The 16,359-nt window shown below is 35.4% G+C and carries 17 protein-coding genes, 1 pseudogene and 2 riboswitches; of the genes and pseudogenes, 14 read left to right on the top strand and 4 right to left on the bottom strand.

What is annotated here, in order from left to right; all coding sequences use genetic code 11:
- Positions 1–26 precede the first annotated feature (26 nt).
- A riboswitch (SAM riboswitch) is annotated at positions 27–140 on the bottom strand.
- A 202-nt stretch (positions 141–342) separates the two neighbouring features.
- Positions 343–452, top strand: a riboswitch (SAM riboswitch).
- A 71-nt stretch (positions 453–523) separates the two neighbouring features.
- From ABH957_RS02425 to ABH957_RS02400, 6 genes are all read left to right on the top strand, one after another.
- Entirely contained in the window at positions 524–2,356 is a 1,833-nt protein-coding gene (locus ABH957_RS02425; RefSeq protein ID WP_404510625.1) for a bifunctional homocysteine S-methyltransferase/methylenetetrahydrofolate reductase, read from the top strand.
- Entirely contained in the window at positions 2,356–5,754 is a 3,399-nt protein-coding gene (gene metH, locus ABH957_RS02420; RefSeq protein ID WP_404454029.1) for a methionine synthase, read from the top strand. The genes ABH957_RS02425 and metH overlap by 1 nt, the downstream gene beginning before the upstream one ends.
- 18 nt (positions 5,755–5,772) lie before the next feature.
- Positions 5,773–6,831 (top strand): undecaprenyldiphospho-muramoylpentapeptide beta-N-acetylglucosaminyltransferase, encoded by a 1,059-nt coding sequence (locus ABH957_RS02415; RefSeq protein ID WP_002067149.1) that lies wholly within the window; start codon positions 5,773–5,775, stop codon positions 6,829–6,831.
- 243 nt (positions 6,832–7,074) lie between these two features.
- Positions 7,075–7,317 carry a DUF3966 domain-containing protein gene (locus tag ABH957_RS02410; RefSeq protein WP_085960924.1) on the top strand — a complete coding sequence of 81 codons (243 nt, stop codon included), beginning with the start codon at positions 7,075–7,077 and terminating at the stop codon, positions 7,315–7,317.
- A gap of 97 nt (positions 7,318–7,414) precedes the next feature.
- Complete coding sequence (locus ABH957_RS02405; RefSeq protein ID WP_002034029.1) at positions 7,415–7,792, top strand: nucleoside 2-deoxyribosyltransferase; 378 nt, start codon at positions 7,415–7,417, stop codon at positions 7,790–7,792.
- 109 nt (positions 7,793–7,901) lie between these two features.
- Positions 7,902–8,390 (top strand): hypothetical protein, encoded by a 489-nt coding sequence (locus ABH957_RS02400; RefSeq protein WP_002015119.1) that lies wholly within the window; start codon positions 7,902–7,904, stop codon positions 8,388–8,390.
- A 35-nt stretch (positions 8,391–8,425) separates the two neighbouring features.
- On the opposite strand, the gene ABH957_RS02395 is transcribed toward ABH957_RS02400, so the two are convergent.
- Positions 8,426–8,737: a hypothetical protein gene (locus ABH957_RS02395; RefSeq protein WP_002129099.1), complete on the bottom strand. Its 312-nt coding sequence runs from the start codon at positions 8,735–8,737 to the stop codon at positions 8,426–8,428.
- A gap of 252 nt (positions 8,738–8,989) precedes the next feature.
- Between ABH957_RS02395 and ABH957_RS02390 the strand changes: the two genes are divergently transcribed.
- Positions 8,990–9,205, top strand: coding sequence for a DUF3912 family protein (locus ABH957_RS02390; protein WP_219303540.1), 216 nt, complete (start codon positions 8,990–8,992; stop codon positions 9,203–9,205).
- Between the two features lie 400 nt (positions 9,206–9,605).
- On the opposite strand, the gene ABH957_RS02385 is transcribed toward ABH957_RS02390, so the two are convergent.
- The 3 genes from ABH957_RS02385 to ABH957_RS02375 form a co-directional block, all read right to left on the bottom strand.
- Positions 9,606–11,000 (bottom strand): L-cystine transporter, encoded by a 1,395-nt coding sequence (locus tag ABH957_RS02385; protein WP_002138338.1) that lies wholly within the window; start codon positions 10,998–11,000, stop codon positions 9,606–9,608.
- Between the two features lie 107 nt (positions 11,001–11,107).
- Positions 11,108–11,350 carry a DUF2626 domain-containing protein gene (locus ABH957_RS02380; protein WP_002015110.1) on the bottom strand — a complete coding sequence of 81 codons (243 nt, stop codon included), beginning with the start codon at positions 11,348–11,350 and terminating at the stop codon, positions 11,108–11,110.
- 129 nt (positions 11,351–11,479) lie between these two features.
- Complete coding sequence (locus tag ABH957_RS02375) at positions 11,480–12,175, bottom strand: helix-turn-helix transcriptional regulator (RefSeq protein ID WP_078172814.1); 696 nt, start codon at positions 12,173–12,175, stop codon at positions 11,480–11,482.
- A gap of 205 nt (positions 12,176–12,380) precedes the next feature.
- On the opposite strand from ABH957_RS02375, the gene comGA reads away from it, so the two are divergent.
- The 7 genes and pseudogenes from comGA to comGG all read left to right on the top strand — a co-directional run bounded on the left by comGA (position 12,381) and on the right by comGG (position 16,312).
- Positions 12,381–13,424, top strand: coding sequence for a competence type IV pilus ATPase ComGA (gene comGA / locus ABH957_RS02370; RefSeq protein WP_269480963.1), 1,044 nt, complete (start codon positions 12,381–12,383; stop codon positions 13,422–13,424).
- Positions 13,411–14,448 (top strand): competence type IV pilus assembly protein ComGB, encoded by a 1,038-nt coding sequence (gene comGB, locus ABH957_RS02365; RefSeq protein WP_404510623.1) that lies wholly within the window; start codon positions 13,411–13,413, stop codon positions 14,446–14,448. Before comGA ends, comGB begins: the two co-directional genes overlap by 14 nt.
- 11 nt (positions 14,449–14,459) lie before the next feature.
- Entirely contained in the window at positions 14,460–14,759 is a 300-nt protein-coding gene (gene comGC / locus ABH957_RS02360) for a competence type IV pilus major pilin ComGC (protein ID WP_002088623.1), read from the top strand.
- Positions 14,756–15,211 carry a competence type IV pilus minor pilin ComGD gene (comGD, locus tag ABH957_RS02355; protein WP_002129089.1) on the top strand — a complete coding sequence of 152 codons (456 nt, stop codon included), beginning with the start codon at positions 14,756–14,758 and terminating at the stop codon, positions 15,209–15,211. Before comGC ends, comGD begins: the two co-directional genes overlap by 4 nt.
- Positions 15,204–15,499 (top strand): annotated as a pseudogene (locus tag ABH957_RS02350) (type II secretion system protein). The gene comGD and the pseudogene ABH957_RS02350 overlap by 8 nt, the downstream one beginning before the upstream one ends.
- Positions 15,483–15,944, top strand: coding sequence for a competence type IV pilus minor pilin ComGF (comGF, locus tag ABH957_RS02345; protein ID WP_269480965.1), 462 nt, complete (start codon positions 15,483–15,485; stop codon positions 15,942–15,944). The pseudogene ABH957_RS02350 and the gene comGF overlap by 17 nt, the downstream one beginning before the upstream one ends.
- Positions 15,941–16,312 (top strand): competence type IV pilus minor pilin ComGG, encoded by a 372-nt coding sequence (gene comGG, locus ABH957_RS02340; protein ID WP_002167676.1) that lies wholly within the window; start codon positions 15,941–15,943, stop codon positions 16,310–16,312. Before comGF ends, comGG begins: the two co-directional genes overlap by 4 nt.
- Positions 16,313–16,359 lie beyond the last annotated feature (47 nt).

Raw genomic sequence — 16,359 nt, 5'->3', positions numbered from 1 at the left:
AGGCTTTCGGATTGAATAGAGTCTTCTTCTCATCTGTCAAATCTTTCACAATTTGCTGGAATTAGCACCTTATTAACGAATGAATGTTAATGGTTGCTGAGGCGTCAAAGGGCCAGTCCCTCTACCTCTCTAGATAAGAATGTTCGTATGAAATTTTATTATGGTTTTAACTTTACAACAAAAGATAATTGAATTGCAACTTTATTTTAAATAATTTTTATTTTTCCGCAAGTGTCATTGACTTTTATTTTAGTGCGTGCTAAATTTATAAAAAATTAACAAACATTGTTAAAAGGGGAACGTATTTCCTTTTAGCTACATAAATAAAATAATAAAGACAAACTCTTATTGAGAGCGGTGGAGGGAAAGGCCCTGTGAAACCCGGCAACCTTCAAACTAAATGTTTGAAACGGTGCTAAAACCTGCAAAACGTGTGTTTTGCATGATAAGAGGAGGAACAATTATGTCCCCCTCTTCAAAGTGAAGAGGGGTTTTTTTATATTGATAGAAATGAGGGAGATTCGTGAAATTACTAGATTTATTATCAAAAGGAATTGTAATAGGTGATGGTGCAGTTGGAACTTTATTACATTCGCATGGTTTACAAAGTAGTTTTGAAGAATTGAATTTGTCTGATCCGGACTTAATTATATCGATCCATAAACAATATGTAGCTGCTGGAGCGGATGTTATTCAAACGAATACGTATGGTGCGAATGAAGCGAAACTCCGCATGTATGGTCTAGAAAATCAAGTTGTCCAAATTAATAAAGCGGCAGTGAATATTGCGAAAGCATCAGTAACAGAGCGGAATGCAATTTTAGGGACAATTGGAGGTATGAAACATATTGGTGCTGTTACAACGACTGATATAGAGCGAGAATTTATGTTACTTGAGCAGGCAGGTGCTTTACTAGAAGAACAGGTTGATGGATTACTATTAGAAACTTTTTATGATGAATTTGAATTATTGCATGCGGTTAAAGTATTGCGTAAACAAACGAATATTCCGATTGTTGCTCAGTTAGCGTTACATGAGGCAGGTACGACTCAAAATGGGAATGATGTCAATGAAATATTAAAACAGCTTTTAGATTACGGTGCCAATGTTGTTGGGTTGAACTGTCAACTAGGCCCGCTTCACATGACGGAAGCTTTCAAAATGATATCGATTCCTCAAAATGGCTATTTATCAGCATATCCGAATGCAGGTCTCCCGAATTATGTGGAAGGGCGTTACGTATATGAGGGAAGTCCAGCGTATTTTGAAGAAATGACACCGAAATTTATTGAACAAGGTATTCGTTTATTAGGTGGTTGTTGTGGTACTATCCCGGAACATATTGAAGGAATGAAACGTGCTACTCTAAATGTTGCACCTGTAATAGCAAAGGAGACGATTCAAAGGCCTAAAGTGGTCCATACACATGAGAAGCGTTCGAGAGCTCATGTTACTCTAGCAGAAAAGGCAAAGAAACAAACGACAGTTGTAGTGGAATTAGATCCACCGAAAACGTTAGACACGCAGCGTTTTTTTGAAGGGGCAAGAGCACTGAAAAGGGCTGGAGCGGATGCTATTACTCTAGCAGATAATTCATTAGCATCTCCTCGTGTTTCGAATATGGCTATGGGTGCATTATTAACGAAGCATGATATTCCAGTATTGACGCATTTAACGTGTAGAGACCATAACGTCATTGGACTACAGTCTCACTTACTTGGATTATCAGCATTAGGTATGGAGGAAGTGCTAGCTTTAACTGGTGATCCAGCGCGTGTTGGTGATTTCCCAGGTGCAACTTCTGTATATGATTTGTCATCGATAGAGCTCATTAAAATGATTAAAGAGATGAACGACGGTCGCTCTATTTTAGGGAAATCAATTGGTCCGGCAACAAGATTTTCTGTTGGAGGTGCATTCAATCCTCATGTAAGGCATTTAAAAGCAGCGGTCAAGCGAATGGAACGAAAAATTGATGCTGGTGCTGAATATTTCTTAACGCAGCCGATATATGATGTTGCTTTAATAGAAGAAGTATATGAAGCGACAAAGCATTTGGAACAACCTATCTTTATTGGAATTATGCCGTTAGTAAGTAAGCGGAACGCAGATTTTCTTCATTTTGAAGTGCCGGGTATTACTCTCCCTGAAGAGATAAGACAAAGAATGGATGGACATGAAACGAAAGAGGCAGCCATAGAGGAAGGGATTCGTATTTCACAAGAGTTGATCGATGCGGCGATGAAATACTTTAACGGTATTTATCTTATTACACCGTTTTTAAAATATGAAATTACAGAACATCTCGTGAAATATGTGAGAGAAAAGCAAGAAGTGAAAGAAGGTATTAATTGATGAAACGAATAGAAGAGAGATTACAACATGAAATTTTAATATTAGATGGTGCAATGGGAACGATGATCCAGCAAGAAGACTTAACAGCGGAAGATTTTGGAGGAGAAGAATACGAAGGTTGTAATGAATATTTAGTAAAAATAAGACCGGATGTTATTTTAAATATTCATAAAGTCTACATTGAAGCTGGAGCAGATATTATTGAAACGAATACGTTTGGTGCAACAAATATTGTATTAAGTGATTATGCATTGTCTCATTTAGATGAAGAGTTAAACGAAAGGGCAGCGCTTTTGGCGAAGCAAGCGGTTAAAGAAAGTGGGAAAGAAGTGTATGTTGCGGGAGCGATGGGACCAACGACGAAAGCGATTAGTGTTACAGGTGGTGTGACTTTTGAAGAGTTAATTGAAGCCTATACAAGGCAAGCGAGAGGACTATTAAGAGGAGAAGTTGATGTATTACTCGTTGAAACGAGTCAAGATATGCGTAATGTGAAAGCTGCGTACATTGGAATTCAATCGGCGTTTGAAGAACTAAACAAAATAGTACCTATTATGATTTCTGGAACAATTGAACCGATGGGAACGACTTTAGCGGGTCAAACGATCGAAGCCTTTTATTTATCGGTAGAGCATATGAAGCCATTATCGGTTGGATTAAACTGTGCTACTGGTCCAGAATTTATGAGGGAACATATACGTTCCCTATCTGATTTATCGGAGTGTTATATTTCGTGTTATCCAAACGCTGGTCTTCCTGATGAAGATGGGCATTATCACGAATCTCCAGCGTCACTTGCTGAAAAAGTAAAACGTTTTGCTGAAGAAGGATGGATTAATATTATTGGTGGTTGTTGTGGCACAACACCAGAACATATACGTGTAATGAAATCAGCGCTTGCCTCGATTAATCCTCGTGAGCATCATGAAAGGGTTGGACATGGAATTAGTGGACTAGAAGCGTTGCAATATGATGATTCTATGAGGCCTTTATTTGTTGGAGAAAGGACGAATGTAATTGGATCGCGTAAGTTTAAAAGATTAGTAGCAGAAGGGAAATTTGAAGAGGCTGCTGAAGTGGCAAGAGCGCAAGTGAAGAAAAATGCTCATATTATTGATATTTGTATGGCAGACCCTGATCGTGATGAAATAGAAGATATGGAAAGATTCTTGGCAGAAGTTACGAAAGTGTTAAAAGTACCGATTATGATTGATTCAACAGATGAAAATGTTATGGCGAAAGCTCTTACTTATATTCAAGGAAAAGGTGTTATCAATTCTATTAATTTAGAGGATGGAGAAGAGCGTTTTGAAAAAGTGACACCCCTTCTTCGGAAATACGGTGCTGCGATAGTTGTAGGGACAATTGATGAAGATGGTATGGCAGTTAGTGCAGAAAGAAAGATAGAGATTGCTAAAAGAAGCTATGAATTACTAACGAAAAAGTATGGTATACGCCCATCTGATATTATTTTTGATGCGCTTGTGTTTCCTGTAGGAACAGGTGATGAAGAATATATAGGTTCAGCGGCAGCGACTATAGAAGGGATTCGTCTTATTAAAGAAGCGTTACCAGAATGTTTAACGATTCTAGGTGTGAGTAATATATCTTTTGGTTTACCACCAGCTGGACGTGAAGTATTAAACTCTGTCTTTCTATATCATGCAACGAAAGCAGGATTAGATTATGCGATTGTTAATACGGAAAAATTAGAACGCTATGCGTTAATTCCAGAGGAAGAAAAACGTCTTGCGGATGCATTATTATTTGAAACGACGAAAGAGACGTTAGAAAAATTCACAAACTTTTACCGTGTTGCCAAAAAGAAAGAAGTCGCTACACAAGAAACGCTAACGCTTGATGAACGACTGGCAAATTATATTGTGGAAGGTACGAAGCAAGGACTACAAGAAGATCTAAGTCTCGCGCTTACAGAAGGACGAAAACCTCTGGATATTATTAACGGGCCGCTTATGACAGGAATGGATGAGGTGGGGCGATTATTTAATGGTAATGAGCTTATCGTTGCTGAAGTATTGCAAAGTGCTGAAAGTATGAAAGCTGCCGTAAGTTATTTAGAGCCACATATGGAATCTAGTGAGAGTGCAAAAAAAGGGAAAGTATTATTAGCGACTGTTAAAGGAGACGTACATGATATTGGGAAAAACCTCGTTGAAATTATTTTATCAAATAACGGATATGAAATTATTAATTTAGGAATTAATGTTCGTTCGGATCGAATTGTTCAAGAAGTACAAGAAAAGAAACCTGATATTATTGGCCTTTCTGGTTTGTTAGTAAAATCAGCGCAACAAATGGTAACGACTGCTGAAGATTTAAAAGCAGCGAATATTGATATTCCAATTGTTGTAGGTGGTGCAGCACTAACGAGGAAATTTACAGATAATCGTATTTCTCCATCTTATAAAGGGCTCGTATGTTATGCAAGTGATGCAATGACAGGTCTTGATATTATTAACAAATTACAAAAAGAAGAAGAACGTGAAAAGATGAAGCGAGATAAAAAGGAACGCCATCTTCATATTGTGAAACAAGAGGAGAAAAAAATAGAAATTCCCGCAGTTATTGAGCCGTTGCCAAAAGCAACTGTTATAGTGCCAGATTCGACGAAACGAGTTGTATTACGGGATATTCCTGCCCTTCATCTTGCACCGTTTTTAAATAGACAAATGTTAATTGGACACCATCTTGGGTTAAAAGGAAACGTAAAAAAACTCTTGCAAGAAGGGGATAAAAGAGCACATGAGCTAAATGATTTAATTGATGAATTATTACAAGAAGGACAATCTTGGTTACGCCCAAAAGCGGTGTATCAATTTTTCCCGGCGCAAAGTGATGGACAAAATATAATTATATACGATCCGGAAAATTACACACGTATTATAGAGCGATTTGAATTTCCGAGACAAGGGAAAGCACCATACCGTACTTTAGGAGATTATATACGCCCGATTGGAGATGAGATGGATTATGTCGCTTTCTTATCTGTTACCGTTGGAGAAGGGGTTCGAGATATTGCAGAGGAATGGAAGGCGAAGGGAGATTATTTACGCAGTCATGCGATTCAGTCGTTAGCACTTGAATTAGCAGAAGGACTTGCTGAAAAAACACATATGCTCATTCGTGATCGTTGGGGAATTCCAGATTCACCTGAACTGACGATGGAAGAGAGATTCCGTACAAAATATAGAGGAATACGCGTATCATTTGGTTATCCAGCATGCCCAGAACTTGCTGATCAAGAAAAATTATTTCGCTTAATTCATCCAGAAGAAATAGGTATTTCATTAACAGAAGGATTTATGATGGAGCCAGAAGCGTCTGTAACGGCTATGGTATTTTCTCACCCTGAGGCAAGGTATTTTAGTGTACTATAGTGTAGAAGGGGGAGACGTATGAAAAAAATAGTCTTTACAGGTGGCGGTTCGGCCGGGCATGTAACACCTAATTTAGCAATTATTCCACATTTACAAAAGCAGAACTGGGATATCTCTTATATTGGTTCTCATCAAGGTATTGAGAAAACGATTATAGAAAAAGAAGGAATCCCATACCATAGTATTGCAAGCGGGAAGCTACGTCGTTATTTTGATTTGAAAAATATAAAAGATCCTTTTCTCGTGATGAAGGGTGTTATGGATGCGTACGTAACAATTCGTAAACTAAAACCGGATGTTATTTTTTCAAAAGGTGGTTTCGTATCCGTACCAGTCGTAATAGGAGGGTGGCTAAATAGGGTGCCAGTTTTATTACATGAATCTGATATGACACCTGGACTAGCAAATAAAATTGCGCTCCGTTTTGCCTCGAAAATATTTGTTACATTTGAAGAAGCAGCGAAACATTTACCGAAAGAAAAAGTAATATATACAGGATCGCCTGTACGTGAAGACGTACTAAGAGGAAATCTTGAAAAAGGTTTAAAGTTTCTAGGGTTTTCCCGGAAGAAATCAGTTATTACTGTTATGGGAGGAAGTTTAGGCGCAAAGAAAATTAATGAAACGGTTCGATCGGCACTTCCAGATCTTCTGAAAAATTATCAAATTGTGCATCTTTGCGGAAAAGGAAATCTTGATGAATCCTTACAAAATAAAGAAGGATATAGACAATTTGAATATGTACATGAAGAGTTGCCGGATATATTAGCAGCAACAGATTTTGTTATTTCGCGTGCGGGATCCAACGCGATTTTTGAATTTTTAACAATGCAAAAGCCGATGGTTTTAATTCCGTTATCGAAATTTGCAAGCCGTGGAGATCAAATTTTAAATGCTGAATCCTTTAAAAGACAAGGGTATGCATCGGTATTATATGAAGAGGATGTAACGGTGAACTCACTTATAAAGCATATAGAAGAGCTATCTCATAATAATGAGACGTATAAAACAGCATTAAAAAAATATAATGGAAAAGAAGCGATTAAAACTATCATTCAACATATTTCAGAGGCATGATTAAACAATCATGTCTTTTTTAGTAGGATGAAAGATTCCAAGAATTGATATTTTTATGTTACAATAAAGTGAAACTTTAATCAGTGGGGGGTTCATCCCCACTGATTATTAGCCCTCACCAATCGGGCTTTTACGGGCAGTTAATCCCACACCTAACTTCTTTGTTTTCGTTGAATTTTGAGGTGGGGGTCTTACTGCCCGTTAATGCGGGGTAACAAATGGTTAATAGGGAAATTCCAATTGATTAAGCGTGAAAATACGAATGGATTAGGAGTGACTGTGTTGGAGCTAAGTCTCTATGAAAATACTGCACTTATTATATGCTTTGTGTTGTACGTTGGTAGTGTTATTGTTTATATTTCACGGAAATTTTCACAAGAACGAGAGCTTGAAAAATCAGAAATAACAGCTGAACTAGAAATGTTAGCTGATGAAAGTTATAAAAAACAAAAAATAAAAGAAGATCATGAGGCACCCCATCATTGAAACGCAAATAAGTTCTAAGGATGGGGATTTTTTTTGAAAAAATCCCATTAACGCTAAAAAAGGAGTTTCCCCATACATATTTAAGGAGTGAATATAAATGAAATTTTATATTGCTTCAGGATTTCAAAATAAACATCTTGTTCGTTTCGTATCAAGCCAGTTGAAAGAAGTGGGATGGCAGCATACATATGATTGGACGAAAAATGAAAGAGCAACCAATAGAGAACAATTGCAAAAGATTGGTGAAGAAGAACAAGAAGCGATACGAGAAGCTGATGTTTTCTTACTCATACTAGAGGGTGGGAATGGAAGTCATACAGAATTAGGGATGGCAATTGCTTTAGAAAAGAAAATTTATATATATCACAAGGGCAATGAGTTGCAAACGACATTCTACCATTTACGAGAAGTTGATATTTTCGAAGGAGAAATTGAGGGGCTTGTCTCATATATATTGAATAAAGTGGAATGTTAGACGTGGGAATGTAGCGAGAAATATTTTTTTGCAAAAAAAGAGTGAAGGTTACCATTAGGCTATTTTGGGCACAGTGATTATAAGTAAAGCATATAAAGGAGTTATACATATGAAATTAGAAAATGGATGGGAAACAAGTTTTTTAGAGGTTGTACAAAACAGTGAATTTAAGAAAGATGCAATTCTTAGTCAATTGCTTTTTGCGGATAGTGAAGAAGTAGAAGAGCTTGTTGATGATTACGGTTATGAAGAGATTATTGAACGCGAACATGATGATGAGTTAGCAGGAATTTTAGGAGAAGAACTTTTCAGTGAGCTGGAGCGAAACGTATTCTTATCTCCACAGCCAGAAGAAAAACTTATTTCATTCGTAAATGGATTAGGTTTTCATGTGTTAGATTGGATTGTGCTTCTTGAAACAGAATTTGGCATTGATAGCGCAAACTTCACATCGGATGCAGTGAAAATGTTAGAAAAGCGCTTTAGACAGTTTCCCTATATAGAAGAGAAGACAATTTTTGATATGACGTTTGAAGAAGCGATGGATGTATTAGAATCTGTTACAGGATTACAGCTGAAGGGGAAAATGAACGTATAATGAAAAAGAACGTGATAGCTTCACGTTCTTTTTTTTTACATAATAATAATTTTATCATCTAGCTTTGTTTGTCCAGTAAGAAGTGCATTTAAATACTCTACTTTTCGTATGCAAGCTTGTATATGTCTTTCAACCTCTTGTAACTCTGCTTGGTGATGCGTTTCAATTGGATGAATTTGTACGTTAAATTTTTCGAATTGACTACTATATGTTATTTCTGCATAGCCGCTCATAATATCGGTTTCGTTATGAAATAAAAATTGCTTCGTTTCTTCACAGAATGATACATCCTGAAAGCCATATACTTTTAATGCTTCAATTACTTTGTTAATCATGTTTGTATTCATTTTTTAACCCTCTTTACGAAGTTCTACTTTTATATTATAACATAAAAAATTACGTAGAAAGCGCTTCCAAGTGTATTTTATTATAAACTTTACGTTTCAATCATAAAAATGAAACAAAGAAAAAATAATTGTAAAGAAGGAAGGACTCTTTTATTGTTTCGTCATATATATAGAGAAATAGTGCAATGAAAGGAAATTTTCCGAGGTGGAGATTGTATTTCCAATTTGAGCGCAGTAAAAGAGGTGAGAATCTTGAACTTTGATATTGTAGGACAAAAAGCATATATAAAAGATGGGCCGCATCGGAACCGAATTGGAACTGTAAAGAAAAATGAAAAACAATTAGAATCCCATTTTGCTATTGTAATTGGGGAACAAAGTATTGCTGTAGAGCTAAAGGATATCGTGTTAGTTGGAGTAGATGTAGGACAATTTCATACATGGTGCGAGCAAAATGGTTATTTGTGAAAGGGACGGGCTGTGAGATAATGAAATATATTTGAGAAAAGAGAATATGTTATTATATTCTCTTTTTTTATGTGTAAGGAGATAGAAATGAAGTATAAAGAACGAGATTTTACATTGGAGTTAAAAGAGCAACTAGAAGAGTTTTTAGTAGAAGTATAAAGATTGGTTTTTATAAAACCTTACAAAAATGTAATTTTTATAAAAGTCCGAAAAGATATATAATTTATTTATAATTATCTATTCTAATATACAGGTGGTGTTTTACTATGGTTGAAGTAATCGGTAGAGCTTTATACATAGTGTTTGAAACAATATGTTATGCCTTATGTATAAAAGATAAAGAGGAAGATGAAAAGAACTAAAAAAGGACGCTAACAGTTTTTGTTAGCGTCCTTTTTTATTATGAAGCAATCTCACCAGTTTTTACATCATCTTGATTGTACGTATCCTGATCTAATTCACCAAGCCATTTACTAGAAATAAGACCAGCTGTCATAGAACCACTTACGTTAAGAGCTGTACGACCCATATCGATTAATGGTTCAACTGAGATAACAAGAGCGACAATACCGATTGGTAAGTTCATTGTAGATAGTACGATTAACGCTGCGAATGTTGCACCGCCACCAACACCGGCAACACCGAATGAGCTAATAGCAACGACAGCGATTAAAGTTAAAATGAATTGTGGTTGTAATGGATCAATTCCTACAGTTGGAGCGACCATCATAGCAAGCATTGCTGGATAAATACCTGCGCAACCGTTTTGACCGATAGATACTCCAAAGGATGCAGCGAAGTTAGCGATTCCTTCAGAAATACCAAGCTTTTCTTTTTGAGCTTCAATATTTAATGGCATTGCACCAGCACTAGAGCGAGATGTGAATGCAAATGTTAATACAGGGAACACTTTTTTCAAATATTGAATTGGATTTAAACCAGATAATGCGATTAATAATAAGTGAATGATAAACATTACGATAAGAGCTACGTAAGATGCTAACACGAAGTTACCAAGTTTTAAAATAGCGTTAATATCGCTACCAGCAACTGTCTTTGCCATAAGAGCTAATACGCCGTATGGAGTAAGACGTAAAATTAATGTTACCATACGCATTACGATTGCATATACAGCATCAAGCATTTTCTTAAATAGCTCTGCTTGTTCTGGATATTTTCGTTTTACACCTATAAAGGCAATCCCGATAAAGGCTGCGAATATTACAACAGAAATTGTTGATGTTGGACGAGCACCTGTTAAATCAAGAAAAGGATTCGTAGGCAACAGTTCTAACAATTTGTCTGGAATTGTTGTCTTTTCAATAGAAGTAAATCTTTCTTCTACTAATTTCAGACGAGCAGATTCTGCATCACCTTGTTGTAATCCTGTTGCTGATACATCAAATCCTGCGCTTGCAGCTATACCGACAGCTGCGGCAATTCCTGTAGTAAGAATTAAAATTCCGATAATAAGACCACTGATTTTACCAAGGTTTTTCGTTAATTGTAATTTTGTAAATGCTGAAATAATAGATACTAAAATAAGTGGCATAACGATCATTTGAAGTAATTTCACATAACCGTTACCAATTAAACTAAACCAGGTATTTGATTCGATAATTACTTTAGAAGTAGGTTCATAAATAAATTGTAATATAAGACCAAAGATAATTCCGACTCCTAAAGCAGTAAATACACGTTTATTAAAAGATACATGCTTACGTTGCATATAATACAATACGCCAACTAAAATGAGCATGACTGTGATGTTAATTCCGACAAGCAGTGTATTCATATTAATTCCCCCTAATTCCAATGTGTTATATAGAATATAAGGTAATAAAACCTATAAGTCAACTAGGGAATTGCGGGATTAAAAAAAAGATGGCAATTTGCCATCTCTTAATGCCCAGCTCCAGGGACAAGTAAAAATGTTGTGTACCATGTAAATCCGATGAAGAAAACGGTTAAATATGCCCCGAATACGTATATATACATACGCTCTGTTAATTTTAAATAACTTAAAAGTACGAAGAATCCTGTTTGTCCTAAAAATAGTAGTGCGGTCGAATGCATATCCCCTACGTAAAACATAACCGAGAAAATTCCAGTCCAAAAGCCGAGAACGCGAAACATGCGCTCCATGCCATCTCCCTCCTTTTCTAAAAAAAGTAAAACCTCTTTTCATTATAGTTTATTTTTCTAACTATTGTAAATATTCATTCATATAAAAAAGAAGCCAATTATAATATTGACTTCTTCTTAGTTGAAAAACTAAATTTGAACTTTATAGTTACAAGATTTGCATCCATCTAGTAGACTATCGTTTCGTGTTAATTCCACGTTCGGGAATAGGATTTCAAAAATCCCCTTCATCATATCTCCGTGCATATTACAAATTTCAGTCGGATGATGCGCAGCAACTTCTTTAAATGGGCAATTGTGTACATCATAGAAAATTTTTGTGCCATCTGTACTTAATTCAAAAGCAGGGGATAAGCCAGCTGTTGAGAATGCTTCTTTTGCGATTAGCATTTTTTGTTCTATCGTCAATGCTTCTGCACTTACATTTAAGCGATGCATATGTTGTTGCATTAATTCTTTGCCGAATTGTTTCCCTGTTTCATATAGCGCTTTTTCACCAGCACTACCTAAGCTTAGCAGTGAATTAAATGCTATCTGCGCTAATAATTGATAATCGCGAAATGGGAATTGTAACTGGATGACATCTTGAGACAAGACGTATAGTCTGCTTGGTCTGCCGCCTTTCCCAGTTTTTTTTGTTTCTGATTTGAGCATATTAACATCTTCTAATTTAGATAAATGTAAACGCGCTACGTTTGGATGAATATTAAACTCATCTGCAATTTCTTGTACAGTTACGTAATTATGTTTTTGCGAAATATATTTATAAATATAATAACGAGTAGGGTCAGATAATACACCTGTAATTTTTAAAGCTTGTTCCATGAGGATCTCCACCTTTATCACTTTATCCAAGATATTAACATTATAATACAGATAAACTTCTATATAGGTAATTTCAGACAATAATTCGGAAATTGTTCATAATTTCACAAACATATTTTTCCTTTTTCTCTTAGTGAAAATACAAAATCTCTAATTTTTCTTGTGCATTTTTTTATGATATATACATAGTGAGGAGGGAAACTTGATGAATAGTGTCGAGCTTTTTGCAAATATGATTATGAAAGAAGCTTGTAGGGTGCGAGCATCGGACTTACATATTGTGCCCAGGCAGAAGGATGTGGCGATTCAATTACGTATTGGAAAAGATTTAATTACGAAACGGTGTATTGAGAAAGAATTTGGAGAAAAGCTTGTTTCACACTTTAAATTTTTAGCATCAATGGATATAGGAGAGAGGAGAAAACCTCAAAATGGTTCGTTGTACTTACAAATTGATGGACAAGAAGTGTATTTACGCCTTTCAACACTTCCAACAGTATATCAAGAAAGTCTCGTTATTCGCCTCCATTTACAAGCATCTGTACAGCTACTGTCTCATCTTTCGTTATTTCCAAGTTCAGCGGAAAAATTACTCTCTTTTTTAAAGCATTCTCATGGGTTACTCGTATTTACTGGGCCAACTGGTTCTGGGAAAACAACAACAATGTATGCGTTATTAGAAGTAGCTAGAAAATGGCAAACACGTCGCATTATTACACTGGAAGATCCAGTTGAGCAAAGAAAAGACGGTTTATTACAAATTCAAATAAATGAAAAAGCTGGTATCACATATAAAACGGGATTAAAGGCTATTTTGCGTCATGATCCAGATATTATTTTAGTTGGCGAAATTCGTGATGAAGAAACAGCAAAAGTAGCTGTAAGGGCCAGTTTGACGGGACATTTAGTAATGACAACCTTGCATACAAATGATGCGAAAGGAGCGATACTGCGATTTATGGATTATGGTATTACAAGGCAAGAAATTGAACAATCATTATTAGCAGTAGCTGCTCAGCGGCTCGTCGAATTAAAATGTCCATTTTGCAGAGGGAAGTGTGCAACTTTATGTAAATCAATGAGGAAAGTGAGACAGGCAAGCATTTATGAACTGTTATATGGATATGAATTAAAACAAGCGATTAAAGAAGCAAGTGGAGAACATGTTACGTATCACTATAAAACGTTGGAATCGTCGGTTCGAAAAGGGTATGCTTTAGGCTTTTTAGAAGAAGATGTATATGTTTAAGAGAAAATGGAGTTTAAGTGATCAAGCATTATTATGTAAAAGATTAAGTGATTTATTAGAGAAAGGTTACTCACTTTTGCAGGCGTTAGAATTTTTGCAGTTGCAACTACCATTAGGGAAGAAATTACAGTTACAGCGTATGATCGAGGGATTGAAAAATGGACAAAGTTTGCACGCTTCTTTTCACCAATTAATGTTTCACTCTGAGATGTTAAGTTATTTGTTTTATGCAGAGCGACATGGTGACATTTCTTTTGCTTTGCAACAAGGGAGCGTACTTCTTTACAAGAAAGATAAATATAGGAAAGATATGATGAAAGTAATGCGATATCCTATGTTTTTATCATTTTTTTTAATGATTATGCTTTCTGTTTTTAACCTCATTTTATTGCCTCAGTTTGAAATGATGTATAGTTCTTTACGTTCTACAGCACCACCACTTACGGAGCAAATTTTATTTGCAATTAAATTATTACCCTACTTCATTTATATGATTGTTCTTATCGTTATAACGGGATTTAGTTTATATATATTTTATTTCCGAAAACTTCCGCCTACTCAAAAGGTAAAGATTATGATCCGTATTCCCCTTATGAAAACATTTCTTATTTTAAATCATTCGCATTATTTTTCCACTCAATTAAGTGGTTTATTACACGGTGGATTGTCGGTACACGAAGCATTAACAATAATGATGAAGCAAAAGTATCATCCGTTCTTTCAGTATGAAGCAGACCGAATTGAGCGGCAATTAATTGCAGGAGAACCGTTACAATCTATTATTGATAAAAGCGGTTATTACGAGAAAGAACTTTCTTATATCATTACGCATGGACAAGCAAACGGTAATTTAGCAAATGAGCTTGGTGATTACAGTGAGCTCATTATTGAAAAGGTAGAACAAAAAATTAAACGTATGTTATTTGTGATTCAACCCATTTTATTTACATGTCTTGGGGTTATAGTCATTTTGATGTACTTAGCGATGATTATGCCGATGTTTCAAATGATGAATTCTATATAGGGGGCATTTACATGCAGAATGAGGAGGGTTTTACTCTTTTAGAAATGTTATTAGTTATGGTTGTCATAACTGTATTATTACTATTAATTATTCCAAATGTAGTTACACAGCGCTCATCCGTCCAAGGAAAAGGATGTGCAGCCTATGTGAAATCTATAGAAGCACAAATACAAGCATATCACTTGCAACATAATAAGATTCCATCAATAGAGGAACTTGAAACAGGAAAGTATATTACTTCAAAAACTTGCCCGAAAGGTGAACCAATCCATATTTCCGATGATGGTACGGTATCAGCTGGGAAATCGTGAAGCAAAAAGGTTTTACTCTTTTAGAAATGCTACTTGTCTTATTTGCTATTTCTGTACTGAGTGTTGTTACGCATTTTAACGTTACTTCATTACATGAAAAACAAAAAGTTGAGCAGTTTTTGAAACAGTTTTCAAATGATATTTTGTATATGCAGCAGTTGGCGATTAAGCGTCAACAACATTATACGTTACGCTGGTTTAAAGGGAAACAGATGTATTATATTTCGGAATCGGAGACAGACCTTTTAATTGTTAAGAGAGAATATGATAAAGATGTCCAAATGGATTTGCATACCTTTCCAAATCCAATGACATATAATCCGAGCGGGAATATTAATAGGGGTGGTACCATTTTACTTTCCTATCGAGGGTATAAATATGAGATTGTATTTCAGCTTGGAAGAGGGAGATTTACGTATCGTGAAGTGTCAAAAAGGATCAGTAATGGTTGAAATGGTTGTAGCGTTAAGTTTAATAATGATGGCGGCATCGTTATTGCTCCCGCAAACATTATTAATTATGCAAGAAAGAAAAAATATAAAAATGAGCTATAAAGCATTAATATTATTAAAAAAGAAGCGGCCTTATTTAAGTATGAGAATGAGGAAAAGCGAGTAAAAGAGCAAGTCATAAAAGGAATTGTATATTACACATATTGGAGAGGAGATGAAGTTTGTACGATGTGGAAAGATATGAGAGGAAAAGCGATGGAGCAATGCCTTTATGCAAAGGAAAAATAAAAAAGAAGCGGGATTTACATTAATAGAAATGATTGCATGTTTGTTGCTTTTATCAATGTTCTTTTTACTTTTACCGCGTCTTCATATTATGGGGATAGAAAATACACATTCAAAAGGATTAAATGACTGGGAGTGGGATGTATTTTTAGGACAAATGCAATTAGAGTTTCGTGAAGTATCAAGTGGGAGGAAGATAGAGCTAGAAAACGGTGGGAATATTTTACGCCTCCAACTTCGTAATGGTGATCAGGTGACGTATGAAAAGTCGAATAGTAATTTAATAAGAAAAGTAAATATGCGCGGAAGGGAATTTATATTACAAAGGATTGAAGCGATTTCGTATAAATTAACACCTCATTTGTTATATATATATGTGAAAGATATAAGTGGTGAAATATATGAAGGCGTGGCTGTGCGCTATAGTGAAATTGAGATAGAAACATGAGAAAACAAGATGGATTTGCAATGCCAGGAACAATTATTTTTCTTATTTTATTCATTTCTTTTTTGATGTACGAAACGAATATGTTACTTTCGGATAAAAAATTTTATTCTGAAATAGAACAAAGTTTTTTCATGGAGGAACTTGTTGATCGCGCTATTTCAGATATAAAAAGAGAGTTACAGCAAAAAGAAAAAGAGGATGTTTTTTTATTTCAGTATGAAAGAGGAGAAGTGAGTGGAAAGTACGTCTTTGAAAATGATGTTATTATCATTTCGTTGCAATGTGTTACAAAACAGAGAGTTTTCTATACAGTGAGCTTTCGGTATAGGGAAAAGGATAATAAAATATTTGATTGGGTAGAAGGATAATATGTAAAATATATGGAGAAGAACCATGAGTTTCTATTGTGGAGGGA

Origin of the sequence: Bacillus sp. RC242 (genome assembly GCF_044908245.1) — a bacterium.
GTDB lineage: Bacteria > Bacillota > Bacilli > Bacillales > Bacillaceae_G > Bacillus_A > Bacillus_A mycoides.
This window is presented reverse-complemented; position numbering and strand designations above follow the sequence as displayed.

Bases quoted from the DNA above. Each gene is read 5' to 3' on its own strand.
- comGC (WP_002088623.1), top strand. From the start codon at position 14,460: ATGCAGAATGAGGAGGGTTTTACTCTTTTAGAAATGTTATTAGTTATG.
- comGF (WP_269480965.1), top strand. From the start codon at position 15,483: ATGCAAAGGAAAAATAAAAAAGAAGCGGGATTTACATTAATAGAAATG.
- ABH957_RS02405 (WP_002034029.1), top strand. From the start codon at position 7,415: ATGAAATTTTATATTGCTTCAGGATTTCAAAATAAACATCTTGTTCGT.
- ABH957_RS02395 (WP_002129099.1), bottom strand. From the start codon at position 8,737: ATGAATACAAACATGATTAACAAAGTAATTGAAGCATTAAAAGTATAT.
- comGA (WP_269480963.1), top strand. From the start codon at position 12,381: ATGAATAGTGTCGAGCTTTTTGCAAATATGATTATGAAAGAAGCTTGT.
- ABH957_RS02385 (WP_002138338.1), bottom strand. From the start codon at position 11,000: ATGAATACACTGCTTGTCGGAATTAACATCACAGTCATGCTCATTTTA.
- metH (WP_404454029.1), top strand. From the start codon at position 2,356: ATGAAACGAATAGAAGAGAGATTACAACATGAAATTTTAATATTAGAT.
- ABH957_RS02400 (WP_002015119.1), top strand. From the start codon at position 7,902: ATGAAATTAGAAAATGGATGGGAAACAAGTTTTTTAGAGGTTGTACAA.
- comGG (WP_002167676.1), top strand. From the start codon at position 15,941: ATGAGAAAACAAGATGGATTTGCAATGCCAGGAACAATTATTTTTCTT.
- comGB (WP_404510623.1), top strand. From the start codon at position 13,411: ATGTATATGTTTAAGAGAAAATGGAGTTTAAGTGATCAAGCATTATTA.
- ABH957_RS02415 (WP_002067149.1), top strand. From the start codon at position 5,773: ATGAAAAAAATAGTCTTTACAGGTGGCGGTTCGGCCGGGCATGTAACA.
- ABH957_RS02380 (WP_002015110.1), bottom strand. From the start codon at position 11,350: ATGGAGCGCATGTTTCGCGTTCTCGGCTTTTGGACTGGAATTTTCTCG.
- ABH957_RS02375 (WP_078172814.1), bottom strand. From the start codon at position 12,175: ATGGAACAAGCTTTAAAAATTACAGGTGTATTATCTGACCCTACTCGT.